The organism is Herbaspirillum sp. C7C8 (assembly GCF_022627875.1).
Taxonomy (GTDB): Bacteria; Pseudomonadota; Gammaproteobacteria; order Burkholderiales; family Burkholderiaceae_D; genus Herbaspirillum.
Genome location: NZ_JABXGG010000006.1, coordinates 154,038 through 177,731, shown reverse-complemented (window position 1 = coordinate 177,731; position 23,694 = coordinate 154,038). Strand labels below are relative to the sequence as shown.

General features: G+C 62.6%; 22 protein-coding genes. 5 read left to right on the top strand and 17 right to left on the bottom strand.

Features of this window, described 5'->3' with window-relative positions; translation table 11 throughout:
- Positions 1-36 precede the first annotated feature (36 nt).
- Positions 37-1,110 (bottom strand): nitrogen regulation protein NR(II), encoded by a 1,074-nt coding sequence (glnL, locus tag HWE01_RS10060; RefSeq protein ID WP_241821723.1) that lies wholly within the window; start codon positions 1,108-1,110, stop codon positions 37-39.
- A gap of 164 nt (positions 1,111-1,274) precedes the next feature.
- A complete protein-coding gene (gene glnA / locus HWE01_RS10055; protein WP_034331334.1) occupies positions 1,275-2,690 on the bottom strand; it encodes a type I glutamate--ammonia ligase in 1,416 nt (471 codons plus the stop codon).
- Positions 2,691-3,118: 428 nt separating this feature from the next.
- Here glnA and HWE01_RS10050 point away from each other — a divergent pair, with 428 nt between their 5' ends.
- Positions 3,119-3,580 carry a rhodanese-like domain-containing protein gene (locus HWE01_RS10050; RefSeq protein WP_008330337.1) on the top strand — a complete coding sequence of 154 codons (462 nt, stop codon included), beginning with the start codon at positions 3,119-3,121 and terminating at the stop codon, positions 3,578-3,580.
- A gap of 24 nt (positions 3,581-3,604) precedes the next feature.
- On the opposite strand, the gene HWE01_RS10045 is transcribed toward HWE01_RS10050, so the two are convergent.
- Entirely contained in the window at positions 3,605-4,333 is a 729-nt protein-coding gene (locus tag HWE01_RS10045) for a response regulator (protein ID WP_008330338.1), read from the bottom strand.
- On the bottom strand, positions 4,334-5,059 hold the full coding sequence (locus HWE01_RS10040) for a response regulator transcription factor (protein ID WP_034350482.1): 726 nt from the start codon (positions 5,057-5,059) through the stop codon (positions 4,334-4,336).
- 380 nt (positions 5,060-5,439) lie between these two features.
- On the opposite strand from HWE01_RS10040, the gene HWE01_RS10035 reads away from it, so the two are divergent.
- Together HWE01_RS10035 and HWE01_RS10030 are read left to right on the top strand one after the other, a co-directional pair.
- Positions 5,440-6,981, top strand: a complete 1,542-nt coding sequence (locus tag HWE01_RS10035) for a DUF1800 domain-containing protein (RefSeq protein WP_241821722.1) — start codon at positions 5,440-5,442, stop codon at positions 6,979-6,981.
- 15 nt (positions 6,982-6,996) lie between these two features.
- On the top strand, positions 6,997-8,316 hold the full coding sequence (locus HWE01_RS10030; RefSeq protein WP_008330347.1) for a DUF1501 domain-containing protein: 1,320 nt from the start codon (positions 6,997-6,999) through the stop codon (positions 8,314-8,316).
- An 81-nt stretch (positions 8,317-8,397) separates the two neighbouring features.
- On the opposite strand, the gene iscX is transcribed toward HWE01_RS10030, so the two are convergent.
- From iscX to iscR, 9 genes are all read right to left on the bottom strand, one after another.
- On the bottom strand, positions 8,398-8,592 hold the full coding sequence (gene iscX, locus HWE01_RS10025) for a Fe-S cluster assembly protein IscX (protein WP_008330349.1): 195 nt from the start codon (positions 8,590-8,592) through the stop codon (positions 8,398-8,400).
- Positions 8,593-8,625: 33 nt separating this feature from the next.
- A complete protein-coding gene (gene fdx, locus HWE01_RS10020; RefSeq protein WP_008330354.1) occupies positions 8,626-8,964 on the bottom strand; it encodes an ISC system 2Fe-2S type ferredoxin in 339 nt (112 codons plus the stop codon).
- Positions 8,965-9,028: 64 nt separating this feature from the next.
- The gene (gene hscA, locus HWE01_RS10015) at positions 9,029-10,894 is read right to left on the bottom strand and encodes a Fe-S protein assembly chaperone HscA (RefSeq protein WP_008330355.1); all 1,866 of its coding nucleotides are present in this window, start codon (positions 10,892-10,894) and stop codon (positions 9,029-9,031) included.
- A gap of 45 nt (positions 10,895-10,939) precedes the next feature.
- Positions 10,940-11,566, bottom strand: a complete 627-nt coding sequence (locus HWE01_RS10010) for a LysE family translocator (RefSeq protein WP_008330356.1) — start codon at positions 11,564-11,566, stop codon at positions 10,940-10,942.
- Positions 11,567-11,579: 13 nt separating this feature from the next.
- The gene (gene hscB / locus HWE01_RS10005) at positions 11,580-12,095 is read right to left on the bottom strand and encodes a Fe-S protein assembly co-chaperone HscB (RefSeq protein WP_175343651.1); all 516 of its coding nucleotides are present in this window, start codon (positions 12,093-12,095) and stop codon (positions 11,580-11,582) included.
- A gap of 177 nt (positions 12,096-12,272) precedes the next feature.
- Positions 12,273-12,596, bottom strand: a complete 324-nt coding sequence (iscA, locus tag HWE01_RS10000) for an iron-sulfur cluster assembly protein IscA (RefSeq protein ID WP_006712826.1) — start codon at positions 12,594-12,596, stop codon at positions 12,273-12,275.
- 55 nt (positions 12,597-12,651) lie between these two features.
- Positions 12,652-13,050 carry a Fe-S cluster assembly scaffold IscU gene (gene iscU, locus HWE01_RS09995; protein ID WP_008330359.1) on the bottom strand — a complete coding sequence of 133 codons (399 nt, stop codon included), beginning with the start codon at positions 13,048-13,050 and terminating at the stop codon, positions 12,652-12,654.
- Between the two features lie 81 nt (positions 13,051-13,131).
- Positions 13,132-14,385 (bottom strand): IscS subfamily cysteine desulfurase, encoded by a 1,254-nt coding sequence (locus HWE01_RS09990; protein WP_008330360.1) that lies wholly within the window; start codon positions 14,383-14,385, stop codon positions 13,132-13,134.
- Between the two features lie 17 nt (positions 14,386-14,402).
- A complete protein-coding gene (gene iscR, locus HWE01_RS09985; protein ID WP_008330361.1) occupies positions 14,403-14,897 on the bottom strand; it encodes a Fe-S cluster assembly transcriptional regulator IscR in 495 nt (164 codons plus the stop codon).
- Positions 14,898-15,235: 338 nt separating this feature from the next.
- Between iscR and HWE01_RS09980 the strand changes: the two genes are divergently transcribed.
- Positions 15,236-16,003: a FadR/GntR family transcriptional regulator gene (locus HWE01_RS09980; RefSeq protein WP_008330362.1), complete on the top strand. Its 768-nt coding sequence runs from the start codon at positions 15,236-15,238 to the stop codon at positions 16,001-16,003.
- A gap of 303 nt (positions 16,004-16,306) precedes the next feature.
- A complete protein-coding gene (gene kdgD / locus HWE01_RS09975; protein WP_241821721.1) occupies positions 16,307-17,227 on the top strand; it encodes a 5-dehydro-4-deoxyglucarate dehydratase in 921 nt (306 codons plus the stop codon).
- A gap of 159 nt (positions 17,228-17,386) precedes the next feature.
- Here kdgD and HWE01_RS09970 read toward each other — a convergent pair whose 3' ends face one another.
- The 4 genes from HWE01_RS09970 to HWE01_RS09955 all read right to left on the bottom strand — a co-directional run bounded on the left by HWE01_RS09970 (position 17,387) and on the right by HWE01_RS09955 (position 23,646).
- Complete coding sequence (locus tag HWE01_RS09970; protein ID WP_008330364.1) at positions 17,387-19,156, bottom strand: methyl-accepting chemotaxis protein; 1,770 nt, start codon at positions 19,154-19,156, stop codon at positions 17,387-17,389.
- Positions 19,157-19,464: 308 nt separating this feature from the next.
- Entirely contained in the window at positions 19,465-20,574 is a 1,110-nt protein-coding gene (locus HWE01_RS09965; protein WP_241821720.1) for a lactonase family protein, read from the bottom strand.
- An 84-nt stretch (positions 20,575-20,658) separates the two neighbouring features.
- Complete coding sequence (gene garD / locus HWE01_RS09960; protein WP_008330366.1) at positions 20,659-22,227, bottom strand: galactarate dehydratase; 1,569 nt, start codon at positions 22,225-22,227, stop codon at positions 20,659-20,661.
- Positions 22,228-22,305: 78 nt separating this feature from the next.
- Positions 22,306-23,646 (bottom strand): MFS transporter, encoded by a 1,341-nt coding sequence (locus tag HWE01_RS09955; protein WP_008330369.1) that lies wholly within the window; start codon positions 23,644-23,646, stop codon positions 22,306-22,308.
- Positions 23,647-23,694 lie beyond the last annotated feature (48 nt).

Below are 23,694 nucleotides of genomic sequence, written 5' to 3'. Positions count from 1 at the left end.
GTCCACTCGGCTTTGGCGCGCCGCCTGCGGCCATGCTCACGGCAGCGGTATAAGTATTCTGAAATCGGTACAACCGGGCCGGCTGTCGCATTCGATGACACCCATGTGCTGATGCACGAAGGTCTGCGCCAGGGTCAGCCCCAGTCCGCTGCCACCCTCCCGACCCGACACCAGGGGATAGAAGATTCTTTCCTGGATGTCGGGGGGAATGCCCGGACCGTTATCGATGATATGCAAGTCTAGTGCCAGCCGGTATCGGACCTTGGATAGCGTCACCTGACGCGAGACACGGGTGCGCAGGATCAGCTCGCCATCACCGGCACGGATACGGTCGGCCAGCGCTTGTGCGGCGTTGTGGACGATGTTGAGCACGGCCTGGATCAGCTGCTCCTTGTCTCCCCGGAACTCGGGAATGGAGAGGTCATAGTCGCGCTTGATGGTGAGCCCCTGCGGGAACTCGGCCATCACCAGGCTGCGCACGCGCTCGCAGACTTCGTGGATGTTGACGTCGCCGACGATGTGCGGATGGCGGTGCGGGGCCAGCAGGCGATCCACCAGGGTCTGCAGGCGGTCGGCTTCCTTGATGATGACCTGGGTGTATTCGCGCAATTCCTTCAAGTGTCGCTCGGGCAGCTCCAGTTCCAGCAGTTGCGCCGCGCCACGGATGCCGCCCAGCGGATTCTTGATCTCGTGGGCCAGGTTGCGGATGAGTTCCTTGTTGGCCTGGCTCTGGTCGAACATGCGCTCTTCACGGTCCAGCTTGAGTTGCTGGACGTTCTCGCGCAGCTCCAGCAGCACCGGCCAGTCGCTGCTGTCCAGCGGCGTGACGATGGTGTGGACCTGCAGCGGCTCGCGGTTGGCGCGTTCCAGCACCAGGTCCAGGCGCTTGTCGGCGAACTGGTGTTCGATGGCCTGGTAGAACAGCGCGGTGAGCTCCTTGCCATTGAGGAAGAGCTCCGACAGCTTCTGTTGAGAGAGCACCTTGAAGGAGCTCTCCAGCAGGTTCTCGGCGGCGGCATTGGCGTAGACGATGCCGCCGTTGGCATCGAGGATGATCACGGCCGAGGCCAGCAGGTCAAGGCCATCGAGGAAAGGAAGCGGTGTCTTCATGGGAGCATTCGTGGTGCCTGGGGTCATGTCTTCTGGCGCGCTCTGGCGCAGTCCTTGATCCGTCCTGACTAGCAATTTCCGGGCGCACTACCCGGCATGGAGGGCATGCCGGGCATAAAAAAAGGGGAAGCAAGCTTCCCCTTTTTCTCCGGATGCGGATTCGATTACAGCGAGTAGTACATGTCGAATTCGATCGGGTGCGTGGTCATGCGGAAGCGTTGGACTTCCTGCATCTTCAGCTCGATGTAGGCATCGATCATGCTGTCGGTGAAGACGCCGCCACGGGTCAGGAACTCGCGGTCCTTGTCCAGGTGTTCCAGAGCTTCGTCCAGCGAGGCGCAGACGGTCGGGATCAGCTTGTCTTCTTCCGGCGGCAGGTGGTACAGGTCCTTGGTAGCCGCTTCGCCCGGATGGATCTTGTTCTGCACGCCATCCAGACCGGCCATCAGCAGGGCCGAGAAGCACAGGTACGGGTTGGCCAGGGGATCCGGGAAACGGGTCTCGATGCGGCGGCCCTTCGGGTTGGCCACGTGCGGGATACGGATCGAAGCGGAACGGTTGCGGGCCGAGTAGGCCAGCTTGACCGGTGCTTCAAAGCCGGGGACCAGACGCTTGTACGAGTTGGTGCCAGGGTTGGTGATGGCGTTCAAGGCCTTGGCGTGCTTGATGATGCCGCCGATGTAGTACAGCGCGAACTCGGACAGGCCGGCATAGCCGTCACCAGCGAACAGGTTCTTGCCATCCTTCCAGACGGACTGGTGCACGTGCATGCCGGAGCCGTTGTCGCCAACCAGGGGCTTGGGCATGAAGGTCGCGGTCTTGCCGTAGGTGTGGGCGACGTTCCAGATCACGTACTTCAGGGTCTGGGTCCAGTCAGCGCGCTCGACCAGGGTCGAGAACTTGGTGCCCAGTTCGTTCTGGCCAGCGCCAGCCACTTCGTGGTGGTGCACTTCGACGGGGATGCCCAGGGATTCCAGGATCAGGGACATTTCCGAACGCATGTCCTGGAAGCTGTCGACCGGGGGAACCGGGAAGTAGCCGCCCTTGACGGTCGGACGGTGGCCGGAGTTGCCGCCTTCGATCTTGGCGCCGGTGCTCCAGGAAGCTTCTTCGGAGTCGATCTTGACGAAGGAACCGGACATGTCGGCACCCCAACGGACGCCGTCGAAGATGAAGAATTCGGGTTCCGGGCCGAAGTAGGCGGTGTCGCCCAGGCCGGAGGACTTCAGGTAGGCTTCAGCGCGCTTGGCGATGGAGCGCGGATCGCGGTCGTAACCCTTGCCGTCGGACGGCTCGATCACGTCACACTGCATGAAGAGGGTGGTCTCTTCCATGAACGGGTCGATGTTGGCGGTGTTCGGGTCCGGGATCAGCAGCATGTCGGAGGCTTCGATACCCTTCCAGCCGGCAATCGACGAACCGTCGAAGGCGTGACCGGATTCGAACTTGTCGATGTCGAAATGCGAAACAGGCACGGAAACGTGCTGCTCCTTGCCACGGGTGTCAGCGAAACGGAAGTCGACAAACTTGACTTCGTTGTCCTTCACCATCTTCAAAACCTCTGCGGCCGTCCTTGCCATGCGAATCTCCTAAAACGAGGAAGTAGTATAAATTGGGGTGTTGAGCCGTTTTTTTGCGACTGGATCTTTGCATTTGATACAACGGTCTTGCGCCGAACTCAGTCGCGGATGATAGCAGATTCCATGCCACCAACCTTTCGGGTGCGCCAATAATGGAATATTTTAGGGAGGGCGCGGCCATCCGGGCAGCAAGCGCGGTGCAGCACTACGGATAGACTGCATTCTTTTAGTGCATATCGATCAAAATGCACCATAAAAATGCAATCATTTGACGAAAGCAGCAAATTGCACCAACGATGTGCGTGCGCCGTGTTGGGGCAGACTGCTTGCCGATGAGAAAGCATGCACCGGCCTGGGAAAATTGCCTAACTGTTTATATTGTTTAAAATCATTTGTCCGCTGTTCCTTCTTCTTCAGAGACTTTTCCCATGAGCAACGCATCCATTCTCAGTACTGCCGCCCACCGTGCCGCCGACGGCCATCTGCCCTACGCCGGTGCCGTGACACCGCAGGAAGCCCTGGCCCTGCTGCAATCCGATCCCGCCATCAAGCTGGTCGACGTACGCACCCGCGCCGAGCGCGACTGGGTGGGCGTGGTCCAGATCCCGCCGGCGCAGCACCTGGCGGTGCAGTGGAATCTCTACCCCGAAGGCAAGCCCAATCCGCAATTCCTGGAGCAACTGCAGGAAGTCGCCCGGCCGGACGAGGTATTGCTGTTCCTGTGCCGCTCGGGCGTGCGTTCCAGGCATGCGGCCAAGCTGGCCACGGAAACGGGTTACACGCGTTGCTACGACATTCTCGAGGGTTTCGAAGGCAACAAGGACGCCAACGGCCATCGCAAGACCATCGAAGGCTGGTGCCACGCCGGCCTGCCCTGGGTCGGGGCCTGAGACTGCGCCACCTGCGCAGGCCCTTCAGGTCTGCAGGCTGCGCGCCTGCAGGGCGCTGCCCAGCGACTGCAACAGCAGGCTGATGGCTTGCTGGCCGTCGGCGTCGGCGCGCAGCGCTTCTTCCACGCAGTCCAGCAAGGCCACCAGCTCCAGCCGCCCCATGGTCAGGGCCGCGCCCTTCATGCGGTGCGCAAGCTGCGCCATGCGCGCCCGATCCCCCTGCAGGCTGGCCTGCTCCAGCGCGGCCAGATCATGCCGGGTGGTCTGCAGGAACAGCCGGTCCAGGTCCTGGCCGTATTCCTGCTCGGGCGTGGCAACCTCGCCTTCGTCTTCGGTGTCGTGATCGCACCAGAGCGCCAGCAGCCGACGAATGGCCTGGGTCTGCAGGGGCTTGGCCAGCATGCCGTCCATGCCGCTGTCCAGACAGCGCTGCACGTGCTGGGCATCGGCCTCGGCGGAAATGCCGATCAGGGGCGTATAGGGACGCTGGCGCTGCTCCTGTTCCAGACGCCGGACCTGGCGCGCCACTTCCTGTCCGGGGATGTCGGGCAGGAAGCAGTCCAGCAGGACCAGTCCATAAGGCCGCGCCCGGATGGCCGCCAGGGCACTGCTGCCATCGGCCACGCAATCGACCTGGCAGCCCAGCCGCTGCAGGCGATTCTGCATGGCGTAGCGGATGGTGACCGAATCATCAACCAGCAGTACGCCCGGTTCATTCTGCCTGGTCACTGCGCTTTCCCTCTGATGCGGCATTTACAGCTCCTTGATCTGATATTCGATCTTGAACAATTCGTTGTCACTGCGCACGCCCAGCTTGCGGAAGGCCGACTGCTTCTGTCCGCTGATGGTCTTGACGCTGCGTGCGAATTTTTCGGCGATTTCGGTCACCGACATGCCATCCAGGCAGCAGCGCAGGACTTCACGTTCGCGCGGCGACAGGCTGGGCATGTCCGACAGGGTGTCTGGCGAGGTTTCGGTGCTGCGCGTACGCCGTCGCGGCGGGCGCACCTCGGGCTGGCTGCGGGTGGCCGCCTCGGCGGCCTGCATGATGGCCAGCTCGCGTGTCATGGCGCTGTTCAGATATTCACGTCCACGACTGATGGTACGAATGGCCAGGATCAGCTCGGCCAGTTCCTGCGATTTGCTCACGAAGCCGCGCGCGCCGGCCTTCATCGCCATGGCTACCGTCGCCGGGCTGCTGTGGGCCGAGGTCACCAGGATCTTGGCGCGGGGGAAACGCACACGCAAGGCGCGAATCAGGTTCAGACCGTCGATGTCATTGCTGCCCAGCGAATAATCGATGAGCAGCAAATCAGCCGGTGAGGCCCGCAAGGCCGCCATCAGCTCCCGGCTGGAGGCGAAGGCGCCGACCACCGTGAAGTCGGGCTCCTCGGCCAGGCGCTTGGCCAGGCCGTAACGAACCACGGCGTGGTCGTCCAGCAGCGCAATGCGCATCCCCGATGCCAAGGTCCATGTCATGCCCTCTCCCCCTCGAATTCTGATCATGTGAAGCTGCTGCGCTGCAGCGTCAGCTCCCCCTGGAAACCGACCCGCCGACAAAGCCGTTATTGTGGTGGAGCGGCGCCCGTCGGCGCATAAGAATCGTCTGAAAAACAGTGAGAAATCGCAGGTTTTTTATACTTTACCGCGCTTGCGGGAAGCTGACGAAGGCGTCAGCTTTGTAACACCGTGTATGAAGAGGAATGTTGGCTGCGCTACCGTGGCGTACGATGGCCATCGCTGCACTTCACGGCAGGCGCCAAGCCACGCATTACACTTTATTACAGCCCGCCTGCAGGCCCTTGACCATACTGGACCGCAGTTCGTCTCCACTTTTTCCGATCTCCCGAGGCTCGTCGATGCCAGCGCCCTTCCAGCGTTTCCCTCTTTACCGTGCGACCTGGCTGGTGCTGGCGCTGGCGGCCTGCACCCTGGGGCAGGCCCGGGCTGCCGCGCCGGTCGCGGGTACGCTCCCGCTCTCGCAACCGGAGCGCGCCCTGCACGTGCTCAACCGCCTGGGCTATGGTCCGCGTCCGGGCGATCTGGAGCAGGTGGAACGCATGGGCGTCAAGCGCTACATCGACCTGCAGCTGCATCCCGAGCGCATCCCCTTGCCCGAAGATCTGCAGGCGCGTCTGGCCGCCTTGCCGGCCCTGCAGATGACGGCGACGCAGTTGTTTGACGATTATGGTCCGCCCTCCTTCGACCGCAGCGCCAGCAAGGAGGAGCGACAGGCGGCGCGTCAACGGGCAGCACGCGAGCTGACCCCGCAGTGGCACATGGCGCGGCTGCTGCAAGCCACCGAGAGTCCGCGCCAGCTGGAAGAAGTGATGACCGAATTCTGGGTCAATCACTTCAACGTCTTCGAAGGCAAGGAGTGGGTACGTTACTGGGTCGGCGACTATGAAAAGAACGCCATCCGCCCCTATGCCCTGGGCAAGTTCCGCGACCTGCTGGGCGCGGTGGCGCATCATCCGGCCATGCTCTACTACCTCGACAACTGGCTCTCCAGCGGGGTCGGCACGCCCGGTGCGCGCGGGCGTTTCAAGGGACTCAACGAGAACTACGCACGTGAACTGATGGAGCTGCATACCCTGGGCGTGGATGGCGGCTATGTGCAGGCCGATGTGATCACCCTGGCGCGCATCCTCTCGGGCTGGACCATCGACGTGGGGGCCATGAAGGCCGGCGCCTCGCCCTTCCGCTTTGCGGCGCAACGGCATGACCCCGGCCCCAAGACCTTCCTCGGCAAACCCCTGCTGGCCAGCGGCTATCAGGAGGGCGAAGCGGCGCTGGATATGCTGGCCAGTCATCCGTCGACGGCGCGCTTCATCTCGACGCAACTGGTGCAATACTTCGTCGCCGACCAGCCCGATCCGGCGCTGGTGAACAAGCTCTCGCAAACATTCCTGTCCACCCATGGCGATATCCGGGCCGTGTTGCAGGCTCTGTTCGACAGTCCGCAATTCTGGGCGCGCAGCAACTACCAGACGCAGTTCAAGACACCGTATCAGTTCGTGGTCTCGGCCCTGCGTGCGGGCGCCATCCCGGTACGCAACGTCAAGCCGGTCAACGGCGAGTTGGGACAATCCGGCATGCCGCTCTATGGCTGGCTCACGCCGGAAGGCTACAAGTATTCGCAGGCGGCCTGGCTCAACCCGGGGGCACTGCTGCGGCGGATCAATTTTGCCGGCCATCTGGCCAGCGGCAAGTCACCGATTGCCCGCGTCGAAGGTGCGCCCGCGCCCGCCAATGCCGAGGCTGCGCCACTGGACCCGCAATCCTTGCTGCGGGTGCTGGGCCCGGCCATCACGCCCGCCACCACCGCCCAGATCGAGGCCGCGCCCGAGAATCAGCGCGCCGCCCTGATCCTGGGCAGTCCCGATTTCATGAAACGCTAAGCGCTTGAGGCCCGTATGAATCGCCGCCATTTTCTTCGTTACCTGGGTGCTGCCGGCAGCGGCGCCATCCTGGTACCGGTCGGCCTGTCCGGCTGCGCCGTCGTCCCCACCGGCGACCAGAGCATCAGCCGAAGCAGTCACGGCTCCGGCAGGGTGGCCTATGGTTCCCCTGCCCCGCGCCCGCATGCGCAGGGTGACGGTGCGCCGCGCATGGTGGTGGTGTTCCTGCGCGGGGCGGTCGATGGGCTCAACGTCGTGGTGCCGCATGGTGATCCGCTGTATTACCAGGCGCGTCCGAGCATTGCAGTGGCCCGTCCCGGCCAGGCCAATGGTGCGCTGGACCTGACCGGCTACTTCGGCCTGCATCCGGCCCTGCAGCCCTTGATGGCGTATTGGGAAAGCGGCCAGCTGGCCTTCGTGCATGCTTCGGGTTCGCCGGATGGCTCGCGTTCGCACTTCGAGGCCCAGGATTATATGGAAACCGGCACCCCCGGCCAGCACACTACGCGCGACGGCTGGCTCAACCGGATGATGGATTACCTGCCACCGGCGCAGTCGCCGCTGCAGGCCATCAACGTCGGCAGCGCCACGCCACGCATCCTCAGCGGCCATCACGTCGCAGCCAATCTGCAGACCGGACGCGAGGCCACGCGTCCGAGCATGATCGACCAGCCGCGCTGGAGCCGGGTCTTCGATCCGCTGTATGGTGGCAATGATGCGCTGGACAAGGCTTATCGCGATGGCATGGCCGCGCGCAAGCAGCTCATGGCCGAGATCAACAGCCAGGAGCAGCAGATGGCCAACAATGGCGCGCCGCTACCCAATGGACTGTCCATGGATACGGCACGTCTGGGGCGGCTGATGCGGCATGACCCGCGTATCCGCCTGGCCTTCCTCGCCGTAGGTGGCTGGGATACGCACATCGGTCAGGGCAATGGCACAGGGCAACTGGCCGGACGACTCTCGCCGCTGGCCACCGGCCTGGCCGCGCTGGCGCGCGAACTGGGGCCGGCCTTCAATGACACGGTGATCGTGGTGATGTCCGAATTCGGTCGCACCTTCCGGGAGAATGGCAATGGCGGTACCGATCATGGTCACGGCAATGCGATGTGGCTGATGGGGGGCAATCTGCGCGGCGGCAAGATCTACGGTCAATGGCCGGGGCTGACGCAGACAGCCTTGAACGAAGGGCGCGATCTGGCGGTCACGACGGACTTCCGCGCGGTCTTGTGCTCACTGTCGGAGCGGCATATGCGCATTTCGGATCAGGCATTGGAGAAAATTTTTCCCCAATATGCTGCGGGTTCCAAAGGTGTGCCTGCGCTCTTTGTCTAAGACAGCGCAGCGAATTCCAGACGTAAAAAAAAACCGCATCGATGGATACGGTTTTTTCATTGGAGTATCAGCAGGCGAAGCTCACTCCGACTCAGCAATCCACGCCGCCTGAATCGCCTCCAGAATGCGCTCTCCAGACCGATTGGGATCATCCTCGAACCCCTCCAGCTCCATCACCCAGCGATGCAGGTCGGTAAAGCGGATGGTCTTGGGATCGACATCGGGAAACTTGTCGTAAAGTTCCTCAGCAATCTGCTGGGTATCAGTCCATTTCATGTCAGTCTCCCTTGCACGGCGATGAAACCGCGCTCAGTGGTTTTCGGAAGCGTGGTTGATGGTGTACTTGGGAATTTCGACGGTCAGATCCTCTTCGCCCAGCACTACCTGGCAGGACAGGCGGGACGTGGCTTCCAGGCCCCAGGCCATGTCCAGCAGATCTTCTTCCTTGTCGGTCGGTTCTCCGAGGGTCTCGAAGCCTTCGCGGATGACGACGTGGCAGGTGGTACAGGCGCAGGATTTTTCGCAGGCGTGTTCGATGTCAATGTCGCTGTCCAGCAGCGCATCGCACAGGGTCTTGCCGGCGGGGGCGTCGATCACCGAGCCTTCGGGGCAAAGGACCGGATGGGGGAGGATGACGATCTGGGGCATGGTGGCTCTCGTGTCTTGTCTATCGTGGACTATCGTGTCTACAGTGTGCGGGGGAAGAAATCGCTTACGCGACTTCATCCAGTTTCTTGCCGGTCAAGGCGGCGTGGACGCTGCGGTCCATGCGCCGTGCGGCGAATTCTTCAGTACCGTGTGCCAGCGCATCGACCGCCGCCTTGATGGCGAGATGATCGCTGCCTTGCGCGGCGGCGCTCACGGCCTCGATCTGTGCTTCGATGGCCACACGCTCCTCTTCCGACAGCAACGCGGCATCGGCCTGCAGCGCCGAACGGGTAGCCAGGACGATGCGTTCGGCTTCGACCTGCTCTTCACGCAGGGCGCGGCGCTGCATGTCTTCATCTGCCGAGCTGAAGGACTCCTGCAGCATGCGGGCGATCTCGTCATCGCCCAGGCCGTACGAGGGCTTCACGGTGATGGAAGCTTCCACGCCCGAGGTCATCTCGCGCGCCGACACGGCCAGCAAGCCATCGGCATCGACCTGGTAAGTCACGCGGATACGCGCCGCACCGGCCGCCATGGGCGGAATGCCGCGCAGTTCGAAGCGCGCCAGCGAGCGGCAATCGGCCACCAGCTCGCGCTCGCCCTGCACCACGTGGATCGCCATGGCAGTCTGGCCATCCTTGAAGGTGGTGAATTCCTGGGCACGTGCGCAGGGGATGGTGGAGTTGCGCGGGATGACCTTCTCGGCCAGCCCGCCCATGGTTTCGATGCCCAGCGACAGCGGGATCACGTCCAGCAGCAGCCAGTCGTCCCCCGGTGCGCGGTTGCCGGCCAGCAGGTTGGCCTGCACGGCCGCGCCCAGTGCCACCACCTTGTCGGGGTCGATGTTGGACAGCGGATTGGTCTTGAAGAACTCGCCCACCGCACGGCGGATGTGCGGCATGCGGGTGGCACCACCGACCAGGACCACGCCGTCGACGTCTTCCACGGTCAGGCTGGCGTCGCGCAGTGCCTTGCGTACCGGGGCCATGGTCTTGGCCACCAGATGCTGGGTGATCTCGTTGAATTGCGCAGCGGTGATGGACAGGTGCACTTCCTCACCGGACTTCAGGACCGCATCGATCTGTACTTCTTCCTTGCTGGAGAGCAGCTCCTTGACTTCGCGCGCCTTGACCATCAAGAGGCGCGTGTCTTCATCCGACAGCGGCTGCAGCTGGGCTTCGTGGCTGATCCAGCAGAACAGGCGATGATCGAAATCGTCACCACCGAGCGCCGAATCGCCGCCCGTGGACAGGACTTCGAACACGCCGCGGGTGAGCTTGAGGATGGAAATATCGAAGGTGCCGCCGCCCAGGTCATAGACCGCGAAGATGCCTTCGGAGGCATTGTCCAGACCGTAGGCAATGGCGGCGGCCGTCGGTTCGTTGAGCAGACGCAGCACGTTCAGACCGGCCAGTTGCGCCGCATCCTTGGTGGCCTGGCGCTGGGCATCGTCGAAGTAGGCGGGCACGGTGATGACGGCGCCCACCAGATCGTCGCCCAGGGCATCCTCGGCGGTCTGGCGCAGCGTGGCCAGTATCTGGGCCGAGACTTCCACCGGGCTCTTCACGCCGGCCACGGTCTTGATCTGCACCATGCCGGGCTGGTCCTGGAAGTCGTAGGGCATGTTCTCGGCGTGGGCGATGTCCTTCAGGCCACGGCCCATGAAACGCTTGACCGACACGATGGTATTGCGCGGATCGATGGTTTGCGCAGCCTGGGCCTTGTAGCCGATGTGGGCATGGCCATTGGGCAGGTAGCGCACGATCGAGGGCAGCAACACGCGGCCATCGTCATCGGCCAGGACTTCGGGAATGCTGTTGCGCACGGTCGCCACCAGCGAATTGGTGGTACCCAGGTCGATGCCGACGGCCAGACGACGCTGGTGTGGCGCGGTGGACATGCCCGGTTCGGAAATCTGCAGTAAAGCCATAGGATGTGGACTCGTCGTGGAGCGTTGTAGCGATGTGACTCGCTGTTATTCGGGTAAGGCCATCCGGATGCCCAGGCCGATGAAGGCACAGCCTGCCAGGCGATTCAGATGGACGGAAGCGCGAGCGCGACGGCGGAACACGGCGCCGACCGCGCCGGAAAACAAGGCGATGGCGCTGAAGATGACGAAGGCCTGCGCAATGAAGACCAGCGCCAGGACCAGCATCTGCAAGGCTTCATGCCCGGCTTCGCGCTGTACGAATTGCGGCAGGAAGGCGATGAAGAACAGTGTCACCTTGGGATTGAGCATGTTGGCCAGCACGCTTTGCCAGTAGATGCGACGCAGCGGCACGGCGGCAGCGCCCTGCCCGTCGGCGGACAGTGCAATGCCGGCCGAGGCCGAGCGCAGCGTGCGCACGCCAAGATAGGCCAGGTAGGCCGCACCCGCATATTGCAGGGCGTGATAGGCCGGCGGATACGCCTTGATGAGCGCAGCAAAGCCCAGCACGGCCAGCAGCGTATGAAAGATCAGTCCGGAACAGAAACCGGCTGCAGCCACCAAGCCCGCCTTGCGCCCTTGGGCGATGCCGCGCGTGAGTACGTAGAGATTGTCCGGACCGGGGGCCAGGGTCAGCGTCATCGCCGCCAGCAGGAACAGGAACAGATCAGGCATGGAGCATCTCCGGTCAGCCTTCGATCAGGGCGAAGGCATCGCCGATCTCGGCACCAAACTTGTCGAGGAACATCAGCTGGCGCACCAGCTTGCCGGCAGCGACGTAGTCACCGGCATCGAGCAAGGCTTCGATGCGGGCGATCTCGGCCTTCTTCTCTGCCAGCAGTGCGGTATTGAGTTCTTCGAGGGCATCGATGTCCTTGCCGGCCTTGGCGTCATCGAGCGTCTCGCGCCATTCCATCTGCTGCATCAGGAAGGCCGGCGCCATGGCAGTATTGGATTCGGTCTGCAGATCCACGCCGTGCAGCTCGCACAGATAGCGGGCACGCTTCAAGGGATTCTTCAGCGTCTGGTAGGCCTCGTTGGCGCGGGTGGCCCACTGCATGGCCACGCGCTTTTCGGCATCGCTGGCGTGGGCGAACTTGTCCGGATGCGCCTGGCTCTGCACGCGATGGAAAGCCTGCTCCAGCGCCTTCAGGTCGATGGCGAAACGTTGCGGCAGCTGGAACAGGTCAAAGTGGTTTTGCATGTCTGAAAAATAAAAAGCCTGTCGAACTGCAACAGGCTTGGCACATCAGGGACGGCATACGCTGACAGGGTCAAGCCCGGGCGGGAGCAATCACACGGCTGTCACGGTATCGGCTAAGCACTGACCACGCACCGCAAAGCCGGTGCGACGGCATCGACAAGGATCCGACTCTGCAGATCAGATGCGGAAGCTTTCGCCGCAGCCGCACTCGTCCTTGACGTTGGGGTTCTGGAACTTGAAGCCTTCGTTCAATCCTTCGCGGGCGAAGTCCAGCTCGGTGCCGTCGATGTAGGGCAGGCTCTTGGGATCGACAAAGACGCGCACGCCATGCGACTCGAAGACGGTGTCTTCGGAGGATTGTTCATCCACATACTCCAGCTTGTAAGCCAGGCCGGAGCAGCCGGTGGTGCGCACACCCAGGCGCAGGCCGATGCCCTTGCCCCGGCGCTCCATGTAGCGGCTGATGTGTTTTGCTGCCTTCTCTGTCAACGTGATTGCCATGATGCTTGCCTTACGAAATCGAAAACCGCGAGTACCGCTGTCGGAAAAAGGCCGCTCAGGCAGCCTTCTGTTCCGCGCCGTGCTTGGCCTTGTAGTCCTGCACGGCAGCCTTGATGGCGTCTTCGGCCAGGATGGAGCAATGGATCTTCACCGGCGGCAGCGCCAGTTCTTCAGCGATCTGGGTGTTCTTGATGGACAGCGCTTCGTCCAGGGTCTTGCCCTTGACCCATTCGGTCACCAGCGAGGACGATGCGATGGCCGAACCGCAGCCATAGGTCTTGAACTTGGCATCCTGGATGACGCCATCGGCGCCGACCTTGATCTGCAGCTTCATCACGTCGCCGCAGGCCGGTGCACCCACCATGCCGGTGCCCACGGTCTCGTCGCCCTTTTCGAAGGCGCCGACGTTGCGGGGGTTTTCATAGTGGTCGAGTACTTTTTCGGAATAAGACATGTTCTTTGCTCCCTAGATGATGGTTTCGGCCATCGCCCCTGCCCTGCTGCGGCTGCTGGCGATGGCTGGCAGAATCCTGGTTTAGTGGGCCGCCCACTGGATGGTGGACAGGTCCACGCCGTCCTTGTACATGTCCCACAGCGGGGACAGCTCGCGCAGCTTGCCGACCTTGCTCTTGATCAGCTCGATGGTGAAATCGATGTCTTCCTCGGTGGTGAAGCGGCCGATGGTGAAGCGAATCGAGCTGTGCGCCAGTTCATCGCTGCGACCCAGGGCGCGCAGCACGTAGGACGGCTCCAGACTGGCCGAGGTGCAGGCCGAACCGGAGGAGACGGCGATGTCCTTGATGGCCATGATCAGCGATTCACCTTCCACGTAGTTGAAGCTCACGTTCAGGTTGTGCGGCACGCGATGATCCATGTCGCCGTTGATGTAGGTCTCTTCGATCTCTTGCAGGCCCTTGGCCAGGCGGTCGCGCAAAGCACGGATGTGCGCCAGTTCAGTGTCCATCTCTTCACGCGCCAGGCGGAAAGCTTCACCCATGCCGACGATCTGGTGCGTGGCCAGGGTGCCCGAACGCAGGCCGCGCTCGTGACCGCCGCCGTGCATCTGCGCTTCGATGCGCACGCGCGGCTTGCGGCGCACATACAAGGCACCGATACCCTTCGGACCGTAGCTCTTGTGAGCCGAGAAGCTCATCAGGTCGACCTTCCAGTTCTCCAGATCGATCTTGACCTTGCCGGTGGCTTGCGCCGCATCGCTGTGGAAGATGATGCCCTTGGAACGGCAGAACTCGCCGATTTCCGGCACCGGCTGGATCACGCCGATTTCATTGTTCACCAGCATGACCGAGACCAGGATGGTATCCGGACGCACGGCGGCAGCGATCTGCTCGACGGTGACCAGGCCATTGTCCTGCGGCTGCAGGTAAGTAGCCTCGAAGCCCACGCGCTCCAGCTCGCGGAAGGTGTCCAGCACCGCCTTGTGCTCGGTCTTGACGGTGATGATGTGCTTGCCCTTGGACTTGTAGAACTGCGCCGCACCCTTGATGGCCAGGTTGTTGCTCTCGGTGGCGCCGGAAGTCCAGATGATCTCGCGCGAATCCGCGTTGACCAGTTTGGCGACTTCTTCACGCGCTTCTTCCACGGCCTTTTCAGCGGTCCAGCCATACATGTGGCTGCGCGAAGCGGGATTGCCGAACTGCTCGCGCAGGTAGGGAATCATCTTGTCGGCCACGCGCGGATCGACCGGAGTGGTCGCCGAGTAGTCCATGTAGATCGGGAAGTGCGGAGCCTTGATGGTCTCCAGCAGGCTTTTTTCCAGGGGTGCGTTCATAAGGTCCTTGCTCCAAATCAGGCTGCGGCTTGCGGGCGGTGCATCACCACCACGCTCTGCGAGTCGGCGGCACGGTGTTCCGCCGGCTTGGGTTCTTTTTGCTGGTCGACCAGATCCTGGAGCGATACCGAATCCAGGTATTCGACCATCTTTTCGTTCAGGGTGGACCAGAGTTCATGTGTCATGCAGCGTGCGCCGCCGGGATGCGCGGCGCTGTGGCAGTTTTCCTTGCCACCGCACTGGGTTGCATCCAGCGGTTCGTCCACGGCGATGATAATGTCGGCAACCGACACGTCGGCCGCCTTGCGGGCGAGATTGTAACCACCGCCGGGACCCCTCACGGACTCGACGATCTGGTGACGCCGCAATTTGCCGAACAACTGCTCCAGATATGATAAAGAAATTTCCTGGCGCTCGCTGATGGCCGACAGCGTGACAGGACCCTTGCCCTGGCGCAGGGCCAGGTCAATCATCGCAGTCACGGCAAAACGGCCTTTGGTGGTAAGACGCATGAAGTTCGCTCCAGAAACAAATGCACCGGCGGGGCCGGTTACCCTGAATTCCCGAATATTTGAGTCAAGTATAGCAAACCCGAGTAATTCTGTCAGGTACCCTCCCTTTTCCTTCATATCGCCGAAAAGCTGGCCTGGCGCAAAGCGCATGAAAATTCCGCCGAAACTTGTCTGACCTCTTGCGTAAAGTGCGTTACCCTGAGGGCTACGGCTGGTCCTGGCGTCGTCGCTGCTTATCGATCTGGTAAGATGGCGCGACAATGTTCACCTCGCCTGATGCGGACCGACCACAAGCATTGACAAGCCGGTCCGCCAGCGCTCCCGAGAAATAAAACGATATGGATGTTAGCGACACCCCCAATCCGCTGCTGCGCCCTCGCCGCAAACCCCAGAGCCTGTCACAGGAAGTCGTGGCGGCGCTGTCGGCGATGATCAGCAGCGGCAGTCTCAAGCCCGGCGACAAGCTGCCCACCGAATCGGAGATCATGCAGACCCAGGGGGTCTCGCGTACCGTCGTGCGCGAAGCCATCTCGCGGCTACAAGCCGCCGGGCAGGTGGAGACGCGCCACGGCATCGGCACCTTCGTACTGGAGGCCAAGAAGGGCTCCAACATCAACATCGACCCGGCCACCATCACCACCATGCGTGACCTGCTGGCGCTGCTGGAGCTGCGCATCAGCCTGGAAACCGAAACTGCGGGCCTGGCCGCCTCCCGCCGCAGCGATGCCCAGTTGCAGGAGATCCGCGAGGCGCTGGACCTGTTCCACGCCAACCAGAAAAGCGGTGGCGATACCGTGGGACCGGACTTTCGCTTCCACTTCGCCATCGCCAATGCCACCGGCAATCGTTACTTCATCGAGATCATCAGCCATCTGGGCATGGGGGTGATCCCGCGCAAGCGCATCAATACCGCCGAGCTGGCCCATGACCAGCAGGCCAGCTACCTGGAGCGGGTCCAGCGCGAGCATGAAGACATCTTCGAGGCCATCGCCCGAAGCGATGCCGAAGCGGCGCGCGCGGCCATGCGCAATCACCTCACCAACAGCCGCGAGCGCCTGCGCCGCGCGCAGCAGGAAGCCGAATCGGGCAGCACCGGCAGCGCCTGACCTACCGGGCAAGGGCCGATCCGGGCATCTCCGGTCGGCCCGCTCCTTACCGCAGTCCCGTCCATCCTCCAGCCATCGTCCGGCAATACCGCCGACAGCGCCCGGCCGCGTCCTCTTCCGCGTCGGCAGCACCTGCCCTCTCTCTTCCTGCACCAGCGCAAAAGCTCAGAAGAAATTGCTGGCTTTCTGAAATCTTATGTTGTACGATGACTGATATCCTAATCGGATACAAGAAGATCAGAGACAACAATCAACACACTTGCCTCGTTTTCCAACCCATTCCTAACGGCGTCGAGCGAAACCATGTCCCAGTACACACCCCAAGACCTCAAACATATCCTCTCTTCCGGCCTGCTGTCGTTCCCGCTGACGGACTTCGACGAGCAAGGCGATTTCCGCCCCAAGACCTACATCGAGCGCCTGGAGTGGCTGGCGCCGTATGGCGCGAGCGCGCTGTTCGCCGCTGGCGGCACGGGTGAGTTCTTCTCGCTGGTTCCGGGTGAATATTCGGACATCATCCGCACCGCCGTCGACACCTGCCGCGGCAAGGTGCCCATCATTGCCGGTGCCGGCGGTTCCACCCGCGCCGCCATCGCCTATGCCCAGGAAGCCGAACGCCTGGGCGCGCACGGTATCCTCTTGATGCCGCACTACCTGACCGAAGCCAGCCAGGACGGCATCGCCGCCCACGTGGAAGCGGTCTGCAAGTCGGTCAACTTCGGCGTCATCATCTACAACCGCGCGGTCTGCAAGCTCAACGCCGAGACCCTGCAACGCCTGGCCGACCGCTGCCCCAACCTGATCGGTTTCAAGGATGGCATCGGCGAGATCGAACCGATGGTGCATATCCGTCGCAAGCTGGGTGACCGTTTCACCTACCTGGGCGGCCTGCCGACCGCTGAAGTCTATGCGGCCGCCTACAAGGCACTGGGCGTGCCGGTGTATTCCTCGGCCGTGTTCAACTTCATCCCCAAGACCGCCGTCGAGTTCTACGAAGCCATTGCCAAGGAAGACCACGACACCGTCGGCAAGCTCATCGACGACTTCTTCCTGCCCTACCTGGCCATCCGCAACCGCAAGGCGGGTTATGCGGTGTCCATCGTCAAGGCCGGTGCCAAGATCGTCGGCCACGACGCCGGTCCGGTCCGCACGCCCCTGACCGATTGCACCCCGGAAGAGCACGAAGAACTGGCCGCCCTGATCAAGAAGCTGGGTCCGCAATAAGACTCACCTGATCCGACCGGCAGCAACAAGGGAGGGGGCCGCAGGAAACTGCGGCCCCCTCCCCTTTTTACGTGAGATGAAGGAAAGTGCAGGCCCCTGCCGAAAAAAAACCTCCGTAGCCGAAGCGACGGAGGTTTTCGTGAAGGGAAATGCCAAAACTCAGAACTCTTCCCAATCCTGTGCATCGTCCTTGATGCGGCTGCCTGGCGCCGGTGGCGTGGCCTTGGCCGGTTTGGCGGGCGGCAACTTGGGCGCCGCCTTCGGTGTGGCTGCAGCGGACGGCGCGGCGGGCACGGCAGGCGCAACCGGTGCAACCGCAGCCGGAGGCGGCGCCATCGGCGCCGGACGCGGCTTGGCTACCGGGCTGGCAATCTGGTGCGCATCGATCTTGAAGATGCTCACCGCGCCCACCAGGTTGGTGGCCTGGGCCTGCAGCGATTGCGCCGCAGCCGCTGCCTGTTCCACCAGAGCGGCGTTCTGCTGGGTCACTTCATCCATCTGGGTGATGGCGCGATTGACCTGTTCGATGCCGGTGCTCTGCTCGCGGCTGGCCTCGGCGATCTCACCGACGATGTCGGTCACGCGCTGCACGCTGGTGACCACTTCGCTCATGGTGGCGCCGGCCTGCTCCACCAACTGGCTGCCGGCTTCGACCTTCTCCACCGAATCATCGATGAGCGACTTGATCTCCTTGGCCGCCGCCGCCGAACGCTGCGCCAGCGAACGCACTTCCGAGGCCACCACGGCAAAGCCGCGGCCCTGCTCACCGGCCCGGGCGGCTTCCACCGCTGCATTCAGGGCCAGGATATTGGTCTGGAAGGCGATGCCATCGATGACGCTGATGATGTCGACGATCTTGCGCGAGGAATCATTGATGGCCTGCATGGTGTCGACCACCTGCGAAACCACTTCCCCACCCTTGCTGGCGGTGGAGGAGGCCGAATGCGCCAGCTGGTTGGCCTGCAGGGCATTGTCGGCGTTCTGCTTGACGGTGCCGGTCAGCTGTTCCATGGAGGCGGCGGTCTCTTCCAGGGAGCTGGCCTGCTGCTCGGTGCGCGAAGACAGGTCCATGTTACCGGCGGCGATTTCCTTGGCACTGGTATCGATGCTGTCGGAACTGCTGCGCACGCGGCCCACGGTGGTCAACAGCGCCTGCTGCATGCTGCGGATGGCCGAGAACAGGCGGCCAATCTCGTTGTTGTTCTTGACATCCACCTTGGTCGTCAGGTCGCCATTGGCCACCAGGTCCAGCAGGTGAACGGCACGGTTGAGCGGCGTGAGGACGATGTTGCGCAGCATGAAATGCACCCCGATCACCAGGAACAGGGCGCCGATCAGACCGGCGACCACCAGCCAGACCACCATGTTGTATTCGTGCTGGCGCTCGCTGGCGGCGGTGTTATTGAGATCCATGGCCCGCTTCTGGAACTGGTCCAGCGCCTTGGAGAAGCGCGCTCCGGCCGGATTGATCTGCTTGTCGTTGAGCTCCGAATACGCGGCGGTATCGCCCGCCTTCAACTCACCGGCGGCCTTGAGCAGCAGGTCGGAGAGTGCGCGCGCCGATTCGATGAGTTCCTTCTTCACCGCCGGCTCCTCGCCGGCCAGCTCGGACATCTTGCTGAACTCCTCCACGTACTTGAGGCCACGGTCATAGCTGGTCTGGGCGCTCTTGAGGGCGCCCTCGGTGACGGCCGGATCGTTCTTTTCCTTCAGATTGGCATAGGCGCGCGTGAGCGCAGAGCGTGTGCGCGTGGTGTCCTTGTAGGCGTCATTGATGACGATGACATGCTCGGCGATCTCATGCACGTATTCCGTGGCCTGGTTGGCCCGACCCAGCGCAAAGATCCCCACGCCGGCCCCCACTACGATCATGCATGAAAACAGCGCAAGCGCGCTCATCAGGCTGAAGCGAACCGTCAGATTCCGCATTCCCTCTCTCCGCTTAATATTTGTACAACAACAAATGAAATGAACAACCTGGCGCAGACGATACAACAGCGAGGCACGCTTCATATCGGCGGCAAACTGACCAAAACGGCCCCAATTCCCGGTTAGGGCACTCGGCAAACAGGTGCTTGCGTATTGTGCAACGGCAACACCCGGCACTGGCTGTCCTGGATCAAGCCGGCTTCATATGTGACGGCAATCATGTGAAAAAGCTTGTCGGATTTACCTCCGACAAGCTCAAAAAACAACATATTGACGGTTTGAATGCTGAAGAAATCTGCAACCAGGAATCAGGGGGCTGCCGGCAGGTCGATGATCTCGACCCAGTTCGGGTTGCGCCCGAGGGTATAGCGGAAGAGCGGGGTCAGGGCGCCGCTGTCATGGTTGATGGCGTAGCTGGTCAGTCCGGCCTTCTGGCCGACCGCCAGCAGATAGCGCCCCTGCGGATCGATGTTGAAGCCACGCGGCTGGGTTTCAGTGGGAATGTTGAGGATGCGCGTGAGCTTGCCGCTGGCCAGGTCCACGCGATAGCCGGTGAGCGTATTGGAGGTACGCTCGCTGGCATAGAGGAAGCGGCCATCGGGGGTCAGGTGCAGGTCGGCCGCCGCCAGTTGCTCGCTGGTCTTGAAGCCTTCCGGCAAGGCCGAATCACTGCCCTGCAGGGTCAGGGTCCCGGCGCGACGGTCATAGGCGTAGGTGTTGACGGTGGCATCGAGCTCATTGGTCGAATAGACGAAACGCTGGTCCGGCGAAAACACGAAGTGGCGCGGCCCCGCACCGGCCCTGGTGGCCACGGAGGGCGGCGTATTGGGCGTGAGCGCACCGGTGGCCGCATCGAAGCGGTACTGCAGGATCACGTCACTGCCGAGGTTGCTGGCGAAGACGAAGGCATTGGCCGGATCGACCTGCACCGAGTGGGCGTTCTTCCCGGTCGGGATCACAGCCAGCGGCGGCGCCTGCACGGTGCCGTCGCTGGCGATCGCATTGACCGAGATCTTGTTGCCCGAGTAGGACGCCGCCAGCAGATAGCGGCCGCTGCGGTCGGTGGCGATGTTGGCCATGTTGTCGGCCAGCGGCGCCTTGGAAAGGACCTTGAGCTTGCCGCTGCGGGGATCGATGGCATAGCTGACGACCGAATAAGGCTGGCCTCGCAGGGAGGCATACAGGAAGCGGTGGTCCGGGCTGATGGCCAGCGGCATCACGGTGCTGCCGGTATCGACCTGCTCGATCAGATTGACGCTGCCGTCGCCATTGAGCCTGAGCACATAGATGTCCTGGCTGTCGGCGTTGGAGACATAGGCCACGGTGGCCGCATGGGCGTAGCCGGTGGCCAGACTGAGGGCGGAAGTGGCGATGAAGGTGGCAAGACGGGAAGAGGATGGGGAAACAGAGCTGCTCATGCGGTCTCCTGGCGGATCAACGTTGTTGTTGGTATGTGAACGGAAAAAAAAGGACCCGCAAGCAGGTCCCAAGGGAGGATGGCATCAGGTCACCGGCGCCGGGTTGAACAGGGTCAGTGCGTTGTGCAGCTTCCATTGTTCGGCCCAGGTGCGCTTCTTGCCGCTGGCCACGTCCAGCATCAGCTGGAACAGTTCCCAGCCGACCTGTTCGATGGTGGCTTCACCGCTGGCGATGCGCCCGGCATTGACATCCATCAGGTCATGCCAACGTCGCGCCAGATCGTTGCGGGTGGCGACCTTGATGACCGGCACGGCCGCCAGGCCATAGGGCGTACCACGGCCTGTGGTGAAGATATGAAGGTTCATGCCGGCGGCCAGCTGCAAGGTGCCGCAGATGAAGTCGGAGGCCGGGGTGGCGGCGTAGATCAGGCCCTTCTGCTGAAGTTTGTCGCCCGGCGCGAGCACGCCCGAAATCGGGCTGGAGCCGGACTTGACGATGGAACCCATGGCCTTCTCGACGATGTTGGCCAGACCGCCCTTCTTGTTGCCGGGGGTGGTGTTGGCGCTGCGGTCCACGCCGCCTTGCTTCAAGTAATTGTCGTACCAGTCCATCTCGCGGATCATGGCCTGGGCCACTTCCTCATTGACGGCGCGCGAGGTCAACTGGTCGATGCCGTCACGCACTTCGGTCACTTCCGAGAACATCACCGACGCCCCGGCGCGCACCAGCAGGTCGGTGGCAAAGCCCACCGCCGGATTGGCCGTCACACCGGAGAAGGCATCGCTGCCGCCACACTGCACACCGACCACCAGGTCCGAGGCCGGGCAGGTTTCGCGACGGCGCTTGTTCAGTTCGGTCAGGCGTGCCTCGGCCATGGTCATGATGGAGTCGATCATGGAGTTGAAACCGACGTGTTCCGCATCCTGCAGGCAGACCACATAGGGTTCGCCGGCCTTGTGGATGGGGATCATGTTTTCCGGCAGCAGGCGGTTGGGCTGGAGCTTTTCGCAGCCCAGGCTGACCACCATGGCCTGGCCGCCGAAGTTGGGGTTCAGGCTGATGTTGCGCAGGGTGCGGATGGGGATGCCGGCATTGGGCGCATCGATGGCCACGCCGCAACCGTAGGTGTGCTCCAGCGCCACCACATCTTCCACATTGGGATACTTGGGCAGCAGCTCGGCGCGGATGCGCTTGACCGCATGCTCCACCACGCCGGCCACGCATTGCACGGTGGTGGTGATGGCCAGCAGGTTGCGCGTGCCCACCGAGCCATCGGCATTGCGGTAGCCCTCGAAGGTATAGCCTTCCAGCGGCGGCTGCGGCGCCGGTTTCCTGGTGGCGATGGGCAGGTTGTCGAGTTCGCGCGCCGGCGGCATCTGCACCAGCGATTCCTCGATCCAGCTGCCCTTGGGAATATCACGCACGGCATAGCCGATGGCCACGTCGTAGCGCACGATGGCTTCGCCCTGCTTGAGATCGCGCAGGGCGATCTTGTGCCCCTGGGGCACACGGTCGACCAGGGTCAGACCGTCGGGGAACACGGTGCCGGCGGGCAGGCCGCCGTCATTGACGACGATGGCGACATTGTCAGTGTCGTTCATCATGATGTAACGCGGAGTGAATGCCTGGCTGGCGACGGTATCGGTGCTCATGCTAAGTCCCAAAACGACAGAATGCTGCAATTGAATGGAAAAGGCGGCCACTGCCGGAGCGGCCGCCGACAAGGCGGATCAGGCGTCCTTGAGTTCGACGCGCTTGATTTCCTTGACGATCACAAGATAGCTGATCACGGTCACCAGCGCATTGATGCCCACGAACACCAGGGCACCGGCGAAGGAACCGGTTTGCTTGACGATGTAACCGATCACGATGGGGGTGGTGATGCCGGCCACGTTGCCGAACATGTTGAACAGGCCACCGGACAGGCCCACGATCTGCTTGGGTGCGGTATCGGCCACCACGGCCCAGCCCAGCGCGCCCACGCCCTTGCCGAAGAAAGCCAGGGCCATGATGCCCACCACCATCCACTGCGCCTCGACGTAGTTGCACAGGATCATGGTCATCGACAGCAGCATGCCGCCCACGATGGGGATCTTGCGCGACCAGGTGACCGACATGCCGCTCTTGATGAGACGGTCCGAGATCAGGCCGCCGACCACGCCGCCGATGAAGCCGCACACCGCCGGGATCGAGGCCACGAAACCGGCCTTGAGAATGGACATGCCACGCTCCTGCACCAGATACACCGGGAACCAGGTCAGGAAGAAATAGGTAATCACGTTGATGCAGTACTGGCCGATGTACACGCCCAGGAGCATGCGGTTGGACAGCAACTGGCGGATATATCCCTTGCCCTTGGTGGAGGGAGCGGCGACCTTCCTGTTGTCCATGTCGACCAGGCCGCCACCGGATTCGATGTGCTGCAGTTCGGCCTGGTTGATGCGCGGATGATCCTTGGGGCTGTAGATGACCCGGCCCCAGACCATCGCCAGCAGGATGCCGACCACGCCCATGACGGTGAAGACGTGATGCCAGCTGTAGCTGTGCACGATCCAGGCCATCAGCGGCGTGAAGATCACGGCTGCGAAGTATTGCGCCGAATTGAAGATGGCCGAGGCGGTGCCGCGCTCCTTGGTCGGGAACCAGGCCGCGACGATGCGACCATTGGCCGGGAAGGACGGTGCCTCGGCCAAGCCCACCATGAAGCGCAGCAGGAACAGCGCGATCACGGCCGAAGCGGTACTCATCCAGGTCACACCGGCCTGCAGGAAGGTGAAGAAGGACCACAGGGCGATGCTCCACATGTAGATCTTCTTGGAGCCGAAGCGGTCCAGCAGCCAGCCGCCCGGCAGTTGTGCCAGCACGTAGGCCCAGCTGAAGGCAGAGAAGATGTAGCCCATGGTCACCGGGTCCAGCGACAGTTCGGTCTTCATCGCCGACCCGGCGATGGACAAGGTGGCACGGTCAGCGTAGTTGACCGTGGTGACGACGAACAGCAGGAACAGGATCAGATAGCGGATATGGGTGGGCTTGACCGCCCCAGCGCCGCCGGTGGTGTTGCTTTGCGCCAATTGAATTCTCCAGGTCTCTCGCCATCCATGCCGCCCACCGGCCCCGCG